14 protein-coding genes are annotated in these 14,503 nt (G+C 65.6%); 7 read left to right on the plus strand and 7 right to left on the minus strand.

The genetic code is table 11. The features are described from left to right. Positions 1-256: 256 nt before the first annotated feature. The gene (locus ACO03V_RS15550) at positions 257-505 is read right to left on the minus strand and encodes a PASTA domain-containing protein (RefSeq protein ID WP_423138240.1); all 249 of its coding nucleotides are present in this window, start codon (positions 503-505) and stop codon (positions 257-259) included. Between the two features lie 54 nt (positions 506-559). Here ACO03V_RS15550 and ACO03V_RS15555 point away from each other — a divergent pair, with 54 nt between their 5' ends. Further along, positions 560-874, plus strand: a complete 315-nt coding sequence (locus tag ACO03V_RS15555; protein ID WP_423138241.1) for a hypothetical protein — start codon at positions 560-562, stop codon at positions 872-874. Here ACO03V_RS15555 and ACO03V_RS15560 read toward each other — a convergent pair. The 3 genes from ACO03V_RS15560 to ACO03V_RS15570 form a co-directional block, all read right to left on the minus strand. Further along, the gene (locus ACO03V_RS15560) at positions 867-1,208 is read right to left on the minus strand and encodes a hypothetical protein (RefSeq protein WP_423138242.1); all 342 of its coding nucleotides are present in this window, start codon (positions 1,206-1,208) and stop codon (positions 867-869) included. The genes ACO03V_RS15555 and ACO03V_RS15560 overlap by 8 nt on opposite strands. 53 nt (positions 1,209-1,261) lie before the next feature. Then, on the minus strand, positions 1,262-1,546 hold the full coding sequence (locus ACO03V_RS15565) for an ATP-dependent DNA ligase (protein WP_423138243.1): 285 nt from the start codon (positions 1,544-1,546) through the stop codon (positions 1,262-1,264). A gap of 400 nt (positions 1,547-1,946) precedes the next feature. Beyond that, on the minus strand, positions 1,947-2,375 hold the full coding sequence (locus ACO03V_RS15570) for a VOC family protein (RefSeq protein ID WP_423138244.1): 429 nt from the start codon (positions 2,373-2,375) through the stop codon (positions 1,947-1,949). Positions 2,376-2,500: 125 nt separating this feature from the next. On the opposite strand from ACO03V_RS15570, the gene ACO03V_RS15575 reads away from it, so the two are divergent. The 6 genes from ACO03V_RS15575 to ACO03V_RS15600 all read left to right on the plus strand — a co-directional run bounded on the left by ACO03V_RS15575 (position 2,501) and on the right by ACO03V_RS15600 (position 9,416). Next, complete coding sequence (locus ACO03V_RS15575; protein WP_423138245.1) at positions 2,501-3,529, plus strand: helix-turn-helix transcriptional regulator; 1,029 nt, start codon at positions 2,501-2,503, stop codon at positions 3,527-3,529. Positions 3,530-3,631: 102 nt separating this feature from the next. Continuing rightward, positions 3,632-3,847: a hypothetical protein gene (locus ACO03V_RS15580; RefSeq protein WP_423138246.1), complete on the plus strand. Its 216-nt coding sequence runs from the start codon at positions 3,632-3,634 to the stop codon at positions 3,845-3,847. A gap of 257 nt (positions 3,848-4,104) precedes the next feature. Next, the gene (locus ACO03V_RS15585) at positions 4,105-4,461 is read left to right on the plus strand and encodes a VOC family protein (protein WP_423138247.1); all 357 of its coding nucleotides are present in this window, start codon (positions 4,105-4,107) and stop codon (positions 4,459-4,461) included. A 357-nt stretch (positions 4,462-4,818) separates the two neighbouring features. Further along, positions 4,819-6,486: an HsdM family class I SAM-dependent methyltransferase gene (locus ACO03V_RS15590; protein WP_423138248.1), complete on the plus strand. Its 1,668-nt coding sequence runs from the start codon at positions 4,819-4,821 to the stop codon at positions 6,484-6,486. 5 nt (positions 6,487-6,491) lie between these two features. Continuing rightward, complete coding sequence (locus ACO03V_RS15595; protein ID WP_423138249.1) at positions 6,492-7,385, plus strand: hypothetical protein; 894 nt, start codon at positions 6,492-6,494, stop codon at positions 7,383-7,385. Positions 7,386-7,619: 234 nt separating this feature from the next. Beyond that, positions 7,620-9,416 carry an ATP-dependent nuclease gene (locus ACO03V_RS15600; protein WP_423138250.1) on the plus strand — a complete coding sequence of 599 codons (1,797 nt, stop codon included), beginning with the start codon at positions 7,620-7,622 and terminating at the stop codon, positions 9,414-9,416. Between the two features lie 260 nt (positions 9,417-9,676). On the opposite strand, the gene ACO03V_RS15605 is transcribed toward ACO03V_RS15600, so the two are convergent. The 3 genes from ACO03V_RS15605 to ACO03V_RS15615 all read right to left on the minus strand — a co-directional run bounded on the left by ACO03V_RS15605 (position 9,677) and on the right by ACO03V_RS15615 (position 14,457). Continuing rightward, positions 9,677-10,936, minus strand: a complete 1,260-nt coding sequence (locus ACO03V_RS15605; RefSeq protein WP_423138251.1) for an alpha-hydroxy acid oxidase — start codon at positions 10,934-10,936, stop codon at positions 9,677-9,679. Between the two features lie 66 nt (positions 10,937-11,002). Next, positions 11,003-12,424 carry a rhamnulokinase gene (locus ACO03V_RS15610; RefSeq protein ID WP_423138252.1) on the minus strand — a complete coding sequence of 474 codons (1,422 nt, stop codon included), beginning with the start codon at positions 12,422-12,424 and terminating at the stop codon, positions 11,003-11,005. Continuing rightward, positions 12,421-14,457, minus strand: a complete 2,037-nt coding sequence (locus ACO03V_RS15615; RefSeq protein WP_423138253.1) for a bifunctional aldolase/short-chain dehydrogenase — start codon at positions 14,455-14,457, stop codon at positions 12,421-12,423. Before ACO03V_RS15615 ends, ACO03V_RS15610 begins: the two co-directional genes overlap by 4 nt. Positions 14,458-14,503 lie beyond the last annotated feature (46 nt).

Here is a 14,503-nt window from a genome sequence, read left to right on the forward strand (position 1 = left end):
AGATCCCTACGCCGGTTGACCAGCTTCCGGGCCTTCCCCCATAGCGTCGCCGCCGTGAGCTTGCCGCATCGTGCCCGCGCCGCACTTTCCCTGCACGTAACCGCCGCCCGCATCGGCGCTCGAGCGTCCACCCTGCGCATGTGGACCGAGGTCGGCGCCGGACCTGCACCCGACACGCGTGGCGTCTACCGGTGGGACGTTGTCACTGCGTGGATAAGAGAGATGGCGTCGGCTGTCTGACGGTGACAGCGGACGGCTACTTCGCGGCGTCGTACGCTTTGATCTCCACGACGACCGAATCCCACTGGCGCATCACCGTACCGGCCGCTGGTTGCTGGGAGGTGATGTAGAACAGTCCCGGCCATGCGAGAGCGCCGATGGGTGGCCCGTCGGGGTTAGTGCTTGCCAGGGCCACCCCGGCTGCGGAGGCGGTGTCGCGGCCGACGTGGAACGGCAGGCCCACCACGTCAGGGACAGTGACATTGGCCGGGTGCCGTTGCGTCATCTGCTCAAGGTACGCCGGTTGGGGCCCAGCCACGAGCGCTACTACGGTGAGCGGGTGACCACCAGCGACCCGACGCCACGGCCCGCCGGAGCGCCAGGTGCTTTGGGCTGGTACACGATCGAGGGGCTGACACCGGTTGAGCGTGAGGCCGGGCAACACGCTTTCCCGAGGATGAACCTCCTGGTGGTGGCGATAACTCACAGCGTCGTCGACGGGGTCGCGCTCCCGGACATCATTTACGGCGTCGTTCGGCGCAAACCGCAGCCGGCGCGTCAACTTCCGTCGTCGCTCGAGGACATCGCCCCTCCCGCGGCCGGGATGTCGCGCGGTCGTCTAGTGCTCGCCGCTGTCGCGGTCCCACTCAAGTGACCGCCACTGCAGATACGTGCACAGGTTGCCGGCTACCAACGAGTTCCGCAGCAAGGCTTGCCACCTGGTGGGGGTTCATCTTTAAGTCTTCCCCGCGTCCTGTGATGGTGGCGGTCCAGAGCGGGTCGTCGTGCTTGGCGGGCTGGAAGTACGCCGAGGACGACATGTTGGCGAGGGTCATGACCACGAGTCCGGTGTCGTCCCGGTCGTCGTCCTCGTGCGGCACCACCTTGATTGACCCGGCGGTTAGGTAACCCTGCTGCTCGGAGTCGTCGAGCCACTCCTGCAGCAGCTTACGAGGTCGGCGAGGGGGCGAGTTCTCGAGGTCGGTCACCGTGACATGCGTGACACACGCGGTTCATACGCCAAGGGTCTGACTGGTGGTCGTCAGCTTCGGCTGGTGAGGGTGAGCCCGTCAGAGCCGCTGGCCTCCGTGATCCAGGCTTCCGCCAGTTCACGATCGATTGCCGGCGTCCGGCTGCCGAAGAATCTGAAGCCAACGGGTACCGACGGGTGAATCCAGACGCTGACCCAGCCCACGTCACGGTGGGGCAACTGCAACATAAAGGACTCTTGGCGACGAAGCTTCGTCATGATCACAAGACGGAGATGGGCCAGTATTCTGTCCTCAATCTCGAACGATGTGCTGGGGTCGTACCTGAGCTGTCCCATCAAGAACCTCCTGCGTCCAGGTGATGTAGATGCCGGGTTTTGCCCTGACGAGCGACGATTCGCGATTTCTCGTGGCACCGCACGGGCCTTGACACGATGGGGCGGCGCGCGTGGTTCTGGGGCGGGATACTGCGCGATTGCGTTCTACTGGTCTTCGTCCGTTTCGCCGCGTGGACGGATTACGCAAGTGCCAACCCGATGCGGCGCTCGGTCCGAAAGACTCCACGTGGCCCTCTCGTTCCGCGCCCCTTGCACTCGGGAGGGCCACCTCGACTTCGCGACCGGTCGAGCACCTCGCGGATTATTGACCCGCCGCCGGTAGTGACCGCGGACGGTCAGCTGTCCTGGCCGTCGTACTCCTCGACGAGCTTGCCGCCGATTGGGAGGCGCCGAGCGGGCGCTATTCGGACGCGGTCCGCGGTGCGCGCACGTCAAGTGCCCAGATCACACCAAATTTGTCGCGCAGTTGACCGGCGAGCGGAGACCACGCCGACTGTCCAAGCGGCTGCCGAATCTCCGCCCCATCCGACAGTCCATTCCATGCAATCGTGATCTCTTCTACGTCGTCACCGCTGAGGTAGACGTAGAACGAGTTCGCTCCCTGCTTGTAGGGCTGACCAGGCCAGACATCGAATGCCATCACACGAATACCGCTCGTGGTCTCAACCTGTCCCCACACGATGCGGTCAGCCCAAGCCGGATCATCAGACGCCCCCATCTGCCCGTAGGTCATGAAAACAGCCTGCGCGCCGAGCGCCGAAGCGTAGAACTCAAGCGCCGCGCGAGCGTCGCCGTCGAAGTTGAGGTGCGGGGTAGTGGTGATGGACATATCGACTCCTCATGTGCTGTCCCTTGACCGCCGGCGTCGGCGACGAGTTCACCCTCTCAGTAGTTGCGGACAGATTGCGACCGCTATATCGGTGAAGATGGGTTATGGCCAGACCGTCTTCCCGGATGCTCGAGCTGCTTTCCTTGCTGCAGTTGCGTCGGGACTGGTCAGGCGACGTGCTCGCCGAGCGATTCGATGTCAGTCCCCGCACGGTGCGTCGTGACATCGAGCGACTCCGCGACCTCGGTTACTCCATTGAGGCGCTCCGCGGACCCGCAGGCGGATACCGCCTATCGGCGGGGTCACATCTGCCGCCGCTGCTCTTTGACGACGAGCAGGCAGTGGCCGTGGCGCTGGCCCTTGCCGTGGCCCCGTCCTCGGGGGCAGACATTGCCGAAGCTGCCGCACGATCGCTCGCAACCATCCGGCAAGTGATGCCCCTGCGACTCCGTCACCGCGTCGACGCGGTCAACGTGCAAGTGGCAAGCGGCAATGTCACCGTCGATCCAGCGGTGCTTGTCGCCGTGAGCGAGGCAACATCAGCGCACGAGATCCTGCGTTTTGACTATGCCCCGGTCCGGGAAACGGCGGAGACCGATCGACGATCTTTCCGGGTCGAGCCGCATGCCGTCATCGCGCGAGACGGTCGCTGGTACCTACTGGCATGGAACGCGGATGCCCACGCACACACAAGCATCAGAGACAATCCTGTTCCAACCGAGGAGATCGGCGACTGGCGAACGTACCGCATCGACCGTGTACGTCCAGGACTCCCCACCCGGCAGCGGTTCGCGCCCCGCCCGATTCCGGGCGGCGACGCGGTCGCTTTCGTCGCCGCCCGGTTCCGGGGATCGAGAGATGCGAATGCGGCCTGGCCGTGCGTCGGGACCGCCGTGCTCGATCTGCCGCCACACCGAGTAGCGCCGTTCGTCGACCCTGACGCCCGAATGGAGGAGGGCGGTGATGGTCGCACGAAGCTCACGACGGGATCGTGGTCGTGGCGTGCTCTGGCGGCCCGCTTCGCGGGCTTCGACTGCGAATTGCAGATCGTCGGCCCGCAGCTTCTGCAAGACGCCGCCGTACAGCTCGGGCGGCGACTAATTACTGACCGCGGGCTCGACGCGGCGCCGAAGGTCGCGCGGCAAGGCGACTGACAGCGCCGCGTCCCGGGGCAGACACTCACCGGTGCACGAAGCTGTACCCGTCCGGGGAAGACAGACCGCCGGCGGCTAAGACAATGTTGTTAGCCTCGCCCTATGGCTGAGAGCGCAAGCGCATCGACTTCGGTCTGGTACTTCATCGGAGCCACCTTCATCGTGGCCCTGCCGGTGATGTTGTTCCCAGACATGCCGTGGTGGGTACGTCTGGGGTCGATTGTCTCAGCGTTGATCGTCATGACGGCCGGTGGGGTGCAGCTGCGAAAAGAGCTCCGTGAGCGTAACTCACGCGGTGGAGACAGCTCCTCTGATTGACTGTCGCGCCTACGAATCCACTCTGACCGATCCGTGCAACCGAAGGCCCCGGTCTCATCCTTGCTGAGTGCTCTGAGTATGCCTTTTGCCGATATGAGCTGAACGAAGACGCACGGAGCGCACTTCCGACGAGGCGGTGATCACACGCGCCTTGGCCGATGAGCTTGAGCGCACTGCTGCATCGGTAGATCCGGGGGAGTAGCTGAACTGCCTCGTCCGCCTCTGCGCAAGGGTTGACGGAGCATTCTGGCGGGGACATGCTCGACGTCATGGCCTCCGTGGAGCACTTTGAAATTCCTGCCGACGACGTCGCTCGCGCACAAGCCTTCTATGGCAAGGTCTTCGGCTTCACCTTCGAAGACTGGGGGGACGGCAACATCATGCTGCGGACCGGCAGCGGAGCGGGCATTGATGGAGACATCCACAAGCGAGGGCCTGTATCGCACCCGACGGTTGTGATCTCCGTGCCAGATCTAGAAGGCACCATCGCGGCCGTCATCGACGGCGGCGGCGAGCAGCTCGGCGCAATCGAGTCCATGGGCGAAACAGCTCGGTACGCCTACGTGAAGGACTCTGAGGGCAACGTCATCGGGTTGTACGCTGACACCCCTTAGCTCCCACCAAATCATCACTGCCGAACGAGTGGAGCGGTGGGATCGCCCGAATCGACATAAACCGATTATCGGCGCCCGTTCCTCGATCAGCTGCTCTGGGGCAAAGGGGGAGCCTGAGACATGCGCGGGCTAGCTTTCGGCTGGACAGCATTTTGCTCGGGCCGCGAGCCCGTCCGAACTTCGCTGATGGACGGGAAGAAGCGTTTCACCACCAGAGGTGCACACGACGGCCTGATCGGCGAGGGCGGTCACGACGACTCGCAGCTGCGCTGACTTCGGGGATGTGTGGGGCCTCGACAGGTACCCGGGTGGGCGTGTGAGGCTTCTGGTCAGCAGTCGCGCGCCTAGTCTGATGGGGTGTCTGCTGAGGTGATTCATTCGCTTGTTTCTGACGTCGCGTCGACGCGGAAGGCGCGCGGAGCGTTTTTCACACCTCAGGGCGTCACGCGGCATCTTGCCGGATGGGCGATCCGATCCGCGGATGATCGTGTGCTCGAGCCGAGCGCGGGCGAGGCGGCGTTCCTCATCTCTGCGGTCGAACGCCTCAAGGAACTTGGCAATAGCGTGCCTGCCGTGGACGGGGTCGAGATCCACCCGCCGAGCGCGGAAGCAGCTCACGCGCTGATCAACGCTGCCGGTGGAACCGCGATCATGACCGTGAGCGACTTCTTCATGGTCGAGGCCTCTGCGACGTTTGACGCGATCATCGGGAACCCTCCGTTCATCCGATACCAGGACTGGACCGGTGCGCAGCGGGACCGCGCAAGGTTCGCCGCGCTGCAGCAGGGCGTGGCCCTCACGGGGTTGTCCTCCAGCTGGGCTGCGTTCGTTGCGCACTCAGCCGGCTTTCTCAAGCCCGGCGGGCGTCTTGGTCTTGTGCTGCCGGCCGAGCTGTTGAGCGTGAACTACGCCGCCCCGATTCGCCGTTTTCTGCTGGAGAACTTCGCAAGGGTGGAACTTGTGGTGTTTGACGAGCAAGTGTTCCCTGACGCCGAGGCTGACACCGTGCTGGTGAAGGCCGACGGTTGGAAGCAGGCCCCCGCCGGTAGCGCCATCTTGCGGCAAACCCGCAATGTGTCGACCCTTGCCGCACTGGAGACGGGAACGACGTGGTCGCCGATCGACACGACTGACCGGTGGACGGCCCTGGCGTTGTCTCCAGTGGCCACCGCTGCGATGACACGGCTTTCGAGTCATGTGGCTTTCGTTCCGTTGGAGACGTACGGTGACACGTCCCTCGGTGCTGTGACCGGCGGGAATCGATACTTCGCCCTGTCGCCCGCCCGGGTGCGCGAGCTTGGTATCCCACAGCGGGACCTGCTGCGCATCAGCCCTCCCGGCAGCTCGCATCTGCGCGGACTCGCGCTCACCCGCACCGTGATGAGCCGGCTGGAACAGGAGGACCAGCCGATCTGGTTGCTGTATCCGAGTAAGAAGCCGGCGGCTGCGACACTGCGGTACATCGACGAGGGCCACCGCACCGGTGCCGACCAGGCGTACAAGTGCCGGGTCCGTAAGCCCTGGTGGCGGGTGCCAGTCCTCAAGGCCCCTGACCTGTTCCTTACCTACATGAACGCCGACACCGCCCGGCTGACCACAAACACTGTCGGCGCCCGCCACCTCAACAGCGTTCACGGCGTGTACCTCAGCGAAGAGCACCGTGAGCTCGCACGAGATGTCCTGCCCGTCGCGTCCCTAAACTCGATGACCTTGCTTTCTGCCGAGCTCGTCGGCCGCTCCTACGGGGGTGGCATTCTGAAACTCGAACCTCGCGAGGCCGACCGGTGGTGGATGCCCGCGCCTGCGCTCCTCGCGCAGCACCGCGATGCTCTAGCTGTGGTGAAGCCACGCGTCCAACGTTTGCTCCAAGCCCGGAACCTCCTAGCGGCGGTGAATCTTGTCGACATGGTGCTGTTCGAAAACGTGCTCTCGGACGAGGAGCTGGCCGCAATAGCGGGGGATCACCGTGCGCTGACGTCTCGTCGGACCGTCCGGGGGCGCAGCGGTGGCGGGGGAGTGGCGTAGTGGCCGTGCGAGACGACTCCTTTACCCCGTTCGACGAGGCCCTCACGGCCGCAGATCTCAATGACCCGTGGGGTCATGAACGGGGCGATACCCCCGACTATCGTCCCGACTACGGGCTGCTGGAGGAGCTGCTTACGATTCCGGTTACTGCCGGCAAGGGCTGGGCGACGGGTGCCCTTGCGAATGGGGTGGATTCGTGGCTTGCGCATGAGCTCCGCCGTTCCGGGTTCAAGCCCGACGAAGTATGGCCACGCGCCACCCGCCCGCGCATTCTCCCGCGGGACGTTGCTCTGCTGCTCGAGAAGTTGCCCCGCCAATTGTCTGATGAGGTGCGCGCAAGAGTCATGGCCATGCCTGTGGTTGCACCGACGGACGCGAAAATCCTCGGCCGCGCGTACGAGAAGCAGGTCGACGTCGCGATCTCTCGATGGGACCGCGGACCAGAGCTGCTGCTGTCGACCAAGACGCAGATTTCCTCGTTCGGAAAGAACCTCTCCAATCGGTTCGAAGAAGCATACGGCGACGCCGGGAACCTCCGCAGCCGCTACCCCCTCGCCGCAGTCGGCTTCTTCTTCGTACAGCGCTCCACGATCCTCACTGACGAACCCGAAGCATACGAACGCACCGTCGACATGATCCGCAAACTCCGCGACCTCGGTGGCACCAACGGATACACCGCCACCGGCCTCGCCCTCGTCAGCTGGTCCGACGAAAACGCAACCGTGAAAGTCGAACTCGACCGGGTCCCGCGGGACGTGCGACCGGAACAGTTCATGACCCGCATGATCGAGCAGGTCCTCGCGGCAACCTCCGTGTCACAGCATGTCCACGTACGCAGTCTTATTGAGCGTCGCGAGCTCGCGGTAGCCGAGGAAGGCGAGACGACTGACGTTCCGTAATAAGTTCTGGCATGGGCCCGTAGTATCTGCGCAGGGGCCTTGCCTGCGTCACGGTGTCCAGCAGACGCCGACCACCGCGCCGCCATTGCCGCAGCCGTGAGCGTAATGACGGCAGGGAGTGGCGATGTCTCTCCATGTGTGTGGGTGGAACGCGCCTCGCGCCGGATCCCGTTTCAGGTCTTTCCTGTTAGTCCATCCTGAAGCCGAGCCCCTCGGGCCTGCAATAATATCTCTATGCAGCGAGTGGAAATGGACAATGTCGCGTCTTTGTACGCAAGCAGACATCCGAATTGGGCCTTGGGGAGCGCGAGCCGGTTTCATTTTGGCATCGAAGAAATCAAGCTGGAGAGCGGTGACAAAATCCGGCCGCAAGCGTCCGGGGTGACGGTGATAGTAGGCTCTAATAACGCGGGTAAATCCACAATTTTACGCGAGCTTCAACAGTGGATGCAACACTACCCGGGGCAGCCCCGTCCTCCACGAATCTCCGTGGAGTCAGTCACTTTAAACACTCGGGGAAACGATGCGGACCTGATAGCGTGGATTGGGCAGGGTAGCCCATTCGTAATCAACGAAGCGACAATGGGGTTCGCGCGCGGTGGTGGTATTCACGACCCTACAAACCTTGCCTATCTATGGGGGCAACCATCGAATGGCGTAGGTGATCTCGCGCAGTTCTTCATATTCTACGGCAACGCCGCCGGAAGATTTTCGATTGGCGGCTCAGCGGAGATGCGCGAGTCCGGTGATGACCCCGCTACCCATCCAATTCACGCTCTACAGGATTCGCGGGAGCTACGGGACCGACTTACGGCGACGTCTCAACAGGTCTTCGGAAAACCTCTGACCCTCGACTCGCTCGGCCGAACAGTTCGCCTGCGAGTCGGCGAAGTGGACTCGCCGGCGCCCCCCATCGACGACATCCCTCCCGCGTACCGCGCGGCTATGGCGGCGCTTAGACCGCTTGACGAGCAAGGTGACGGAATGCGTGGGTTCTTCGGCCAGGTTTTGCCAGTTATAGCGGCGACTTTTCCCGTCATCATTCTCGACGAGCCGGAAGCGTTCCTTCATCCGCCTCAAGCACATGCGCTTGGGGCGGAGCTCGGCACGCTGGCGGTGGAGCGAGGCGTGCAAATTATAGTGGCGACGCATGATCGCAGCCTCTTGACTGGACTGCTCGACTCCGGTGTGCAGGTTTCCGTAGTCCGGGCGAGTCGTGGAGAAGGGGCGACGCGAGTCCATCAGTTGGATTCTGATCGACTTCAGGAGCTGTGGCATGATCCGGTGCTGAAATACACAAACGTGCTTGATGGCTTGTTCCATCGTGTTGTCGTGCTCGCGGAGGCGGAAGGCGACTGCGCCTATCTCAATGCGGGCATGGATTCCGCTCACGGCGGTGCATACACGTTGCCGCGCAACGAAGTGCTTTTTGTCCCAACTGGAGGCAAGGACGCGATGTGGAAAGTGGCGAACACACTTCGAGCAGTAGCGGTTCCGGTCGTAGCCGCGCCTGACCTGGACATGCTGAACGACGAGGGTTCTCTGGGCAAGCTGGTCGACGCAATGGGAGGTGAATGGGACGCGGGTCTGAGGACCCTCTGGAAGCGTGCGACCGCCGCGCAACGCGCGCCACGGGAGCCCGTCACAGTGAGCTACGTCCTAGATGCGATAGAAGCGTTGTTTAACAACCGACGTGACGAGCCATTTGTCGCGGCCACGCGTGATGAGCTCTTTGCGCAAGCTCGCAGCCGTGAATCGCCATGGGCCGACGTGAAGGCCTACGGGGTCGAGGCATTTCGGGGCGAGGCGCGGGGCGCGCTGCTCGAGCTGCTTGAGCGACTGGAATCCGTTGGAATCGTACTGGTTCGGGACGGAGAGCTTGAGAGGTTGGCTCCAGAAGTGGTGGCGCGTAAGGGTCCGGGCTGGCTCCGCGAGGCGTTGTCTATCAGCGCACAAGGCAACGAGCGTACTCAAAAGCACCTTGAACGTATAGTCGATGCTAGCAAGGCGGTGCTTGGGCAATCTGGTTAAGGTTGCCCGGTACCAATGCCGAGATGCGTCGGTTGAGAAGCCCCCGTGAATTTGCGACGTCGGTGGCAGTCCCATCACCGGTTGAGCCCGAGACAAGTGAACTGACATAATATCCATTATCGGCGCGACTGCACCGGCGCAAAGACGGCCTCGGAACGTGTTGTGATCAACCAGATTTTGAAAGCCTTGACCCGTGCAACCGCGCTAAGTGCCGTATGGCCTGCGGGGCAGTCATTCCGGTTTTGGCGGCGATACACCGTTCAGGCCCGGGCGTCGACCACCGCGGCATCGGCCACCGGAACCAGCCGCGTGAGTTGCGTGACGTGGCGCGGCTCGAGCTCGGCGAGGCTCGAGACGCCGAGCAGCGTCATGGTGCGCTCGATCTCGCTGCGGAGGATCGCGATCATGCGGTCGACGCCCTGGCGCCCACCCGCCATCAGGCCGTACAGATAGGCGCGACCGATCAGGGTGAACTTCGCGCCGAGGGCGATGGATGCCACGATATCGGCGCCGTTCATGATGCCGGTGTCGACCATGACCGTCGCGTCCTTGCCGACCTCGCGGACCACGTGCGGGAGAAGGTGGAAGGGGATCGGGGCGCGGTCGAGCTGACGGCCGCCGTGGTTGGAGAGCACGATGCCGTCGACGCCGAGATCGACCAGGCGCACGGCGTCGGTGACGTTCTGCACGCCCTTGACGACGATCTTGCCGGGCCACATGCCCCGGATGATGTCGAGGTCGTCGTAGCTGATGGTCGGATCCATCGCCGCGTTCAGCAGTTCGCCGACGGTGCCCCCGGTCGTGCTGAGCGAGGCGAACTCGAGCTTCGGGGTGGTGAGGAAGTCGTACCACCACCAGGGGCGCGGGATCGCGTTGACGATGGTGCCGACCGTCAGCTGCGGCGGGATGGAGAAGCCGTTGCGCTTGTCGCGCAGACGCGCCCCGGCGATGGGGGTGTCGACGGTGAACTGGAGCGTGTCGAATCCGGCCTTCGCCGCGCGTTCGACGAGTCCGTACGAGATCTCGCGCTGACGCATCACGTACAGCTGGAACCAGTTGCGGCCCACCGGGTTCGCGGCCTTCACCCCCTCGATCGAGGTCGTGCCCAGGGTGGAGAGGGTGAACGGGATGCCGGCCGCCGCCGCCGCCGAGGCCCCGGCACTTTCGCCCTCGGTCTGCATCAGACGGGTGAAGCCGGTCGGCGCGATACCGAAGGGCAGCGCCGAGGGTCCGCCGAGGATCTCGCACGATGTGTCGACGTCCGATGCCGGGCGAAGGATGTCGGGGTGGAACTCGACGTCTTCGAAGGCGCGACGCGCGCGGTCGAGCGACAGTTCAGCCTCGGCGGCGCCGTCGGTGTAGTCGAACGCCGCTTTGGGCGTCCGGCGCTTCGCGATCGTGCGGAGGTCGGCGATCGTGAGCGCGGCGTCGAGGCGGCGCTTGCGCGCGTCGAGCTCGGGCTTCTTGAACTGCATGAGCTCGAGGAGCTCGCCGACTTTGGGGAGCTGACGCTGCACCATGAGGTCTCGCTTTCATGTGGTCTGACCACAGACTACGCCGCGCCAAGGGCGGACGGGGGTGGAAAGTTACGGTCTCGGCTCGAACCGCCGTGGAGGAAAGGCCTCGGCGACGCGCTCACGCAGGTGCTCGAGGGTCGCGTCGGCACCGAACCATCCGTGCGCGCGCGCCTGGACGAGGACGTTGCCGAGCGCCGTCGCCTCGACCGGGCCCGCCAGCACCGGAACGCCCGTGCGGTCGGCGGTGGACTGGCACAGCAGGCCGTTGAGGGCCCCGCCGCCCACCAGGTGGACGACGTCGACGTGCCGATCGGACAGAGCACCCGCCGCGCGCACCGTGTCGGCGAACGCCTGCGCGATGCTCTCGACGATGACACGGACGAACATCGCGCGACCGGCGGGCCCGGGCGCGGCCGTGCCGAGCAGGGCGGCGATGCGGGACGGCATGTCTCCCGGCGCCGACAAGGACGGATCGTTCGCCGCGAAGAGGCGGCCCGGAGGTGACACCGACGCAGCCGCCGCGAGCAGCGCCGGAAGGTCGATGCGTCGACCGTCCTCCGCTTCCCACGCCCGGACGGTCTCGCTCAGCAGCCACAGACCGGTGACGTTGCGCAAGAAGCGCACCCGGCCGTCCACGCCGCCCTCGTTCGTGAAGTTCGCCTCGCGTGCCGCCGCGGTGAGGACGGGGCCCGCGAGTTCGAGCCCCACGAGACCCCAGGTGCCGCAGGAGATGTACGCGGCGCTCGGGGTCGAGAGGGGCACGGCCACGATCGCCGACGCCGTGTCGTGCGATCCGACCGCGAGCACGGGGAGGTCCGCGCCGATCTCGGCGGCGACAGACGGCGACAGGTGACCGATCGTCTCCCCCGGAGCGACCAGGCGCGGTCGCACCGCCGTCGGCAGACCCAGACGCCCGATGAGCTCGTCGTCCCACTCCCCCGTGCGCACGTCGAGCAGACCGGTCGTCGACGCGTTGGTCCGCTCGGCGACGACGGCACCGGTCAGGCGGTGCGCGACGAGGTCGGGGATCAGCAGGCTCACCTCCGCGTCGGCGACGCGGTCGTCGGCGAGGTACTGGTACAGCGTGTTGAACGGCAGGAACTGCAGGCCGTTCCGCGCGTACAGCTCGTCGAACGGTACGCGGGCGTGAACGGCATCCACCCCCCTCCCCGTCCGCTGATCGCGGTAGTGGAACGGCTCGGCGATGAGCTCGCCGTCGCGCCGCAGACCGTAATCCACCGCCCACGAGTCGATGCCGATGCTCGCGAGCGTGGGCTCGCGCCGGACGGCCTCGGCGAGGCCGGCGCGGACGTGTGCGTTCAGAGCGTCGATGTCCCAGTGCCAGCCGTCCTCGCGCTCGACGGGTCCGTTGGCAAAGCGTGCGACCTGCTCGAGCTCGAGCCCGCCGTCGCGCACCCGGCCGATCATCACGCGCCCGCTCGTGGCCCCGAGATCGACCGCGGCGACGGCGCCGCCGTCGGTCGCGGTCATCGCAGGAACGCCGCGGCGACGCCCGAGTCGACGGGGATGTGCAGCCCCGTCGTGCGCGAGAGCTCGGGACCGGTGAGCACGTACACCGCGTCGGCGACGTTCTCGGGCACGACCTCGCGCTTGAGGATCGTGCGGTTGGCGTAGAACTGGCCGAGGTCCTTCTCGTCGACGCCGTAGGTCGCGGCGCGGTTGGCGCCCCAGCCCGCGGCGAAGATGCCCGAGCCGCGCACGACACCGTCGGGGTTGATCCCGTTCACGCGCACGCCGTGCTCACCCAGCTCGACCGCGAGCAGACGCACCTGGTGCGCCTGGTCGGCCTTGGTCGCCGAGTAGGCGATGTTGTTGGGGCCGGCGAACACGGAGTTCTTCGACGAGATGTAGATGACGTCGCCACCCATCCCCTGCGCGATGAGCGCCTTCGCGGCCGCCTTCGCCACGAGGAATGAGCCCTTCGCCATGACGTCGTGCTGCAGGTCCCAATCCTTCTCGGTGGTCTCCAGCAGCGGCTTCGACAGCGACAGGCCGGCGTTGTTGACGACGAGGTCGACACCGCCGAAGGCGAGCACCGTGGCGTTGATCGCGGCCTGCACGCCGTCGGCATCCGCGACGTTCGCCGCGACACCGATCGCGACGTCGGTTCCGCCCAGCTCGGCAGCGGCTGCCTGGGCCTTCTCGAGGTCGAGGTCGGCGACGACGACGCACGCGCCCTCCGCGGCGAGGCGGGTGGCAATGGCCTTCCCGATCCCGGATGCCGCGCCCGTGACGAACGCGATACGACCCTGGTGCGTCTTCGGCTTCGGCATCCGCTGGAGCTTCGCCTCCTCGAGCGCCCAGTACTCGATGCGGAACTTCTCGGCATCCGAGATCGGGGAGTACGTGGAAAGGGCCTCGGCGCCGCGCATGACGTTGATCGCGTTGACGTAGAACTCCCCCGCGACGCGCGCGGTCTGCTTGTTCGCGCCGTACGAGAACATGCCGACGCCCGGCACGAGCACGATGAGCGGGTCGGCGCCGCGGATCGCGGGGCTGTCGGCGGTGGCATGTGCGTCGTAGTACGCCTGGTAGTCCTCGCGGTAGGCGACGTGCAGCTCCTTCAGCCGCGCGATCGCCTCCTCGACCGAGGCGTCGGCGGGAAGGTCGAGGATCAGCGGCTTGACCTTGGTGCGCAAAAAGTGATCGGGGCAGCTCGTGCCGAGCGCGGCGAGGGCAGGTGCCTTCTCGGATGCCAGGAAGTCCAGCACCACGTCGCTGTCGGTGAAGTGACCGACCATGGGCTTGTCGGTCGAGGCGAGACCGCGGATGGTCGGGGCGAGAGCCGCGGCCTTCGCCCGACGCTCCCCCTCGGGGAGGGTCTGGAAACCCTCGCGCACACCGCCGAACGGCTCGGCTGCACCGTGCTCGTCGATGTAGGCCTGCGCGGTGTCGATGATCCAGAGGCTGTTCCGCTCGGCCTCTTCCGACGTGTCACCCCAGGCCGTGATGCCGTGGCCGCCGAGGATCGTGCCGATCGCCTGGGGGTTCTCCCCCTTGATGGCGGCGATGTCGAGACCCAGCTGGAAGCCGGGGCGACGCCACGGCACCCACACGACCTTGTCGCCGAAGATCTTCCGCGTCAGCTCCTCACCGTCGGCGGCCGTGGCGATGGCGATGCCGGCGTCGGGGTGCAGGTGGTCCACGTGCGCGGCATCCACGAGTCCGTGCATCGCGGTGTCGATCGAGGGGGCGGCCCCGCCCTTGCCGTGCAGGCAGTAGTCGAAGGCGGCGACCATCTCGTCTTCGCGGTCGATGCCGGGATACACGTCGACGAGCGCGCGCATGCGGTCGAGCCGCAGCACGGCGAGCCCCTTCTCGGTCAGGGTGCCGAGGTCTCCGCCCGAGCCCTTGACCCACAGCAGGTCGATCGGTTCGCCGGTGACGGGGTCGATGTCGCTGCCTTTGGCGGAGGTGTTGCCGCCGGCGTAGTTGGTGACCTTCGGGTCGGAGCCGAGGCGGTTGCTGCGCGCGACGAGGTCGGCGGCGGTCGAGCTGGTCATGTCGTCATCTCTCATCGTGTGATGGGTCGTGTCGTGAGGGGTGTCG

It is taken from the genome of Microbacterium sp. HMH0099, assembly GCF_049384025.1.
In the GTDB taxonomy this organism is placed as follows: domain Bacteria; phylum Actinomycetota; class Actinomycetes; order Actinomycetales; family Microbacteriaceae; genus Microbacterium.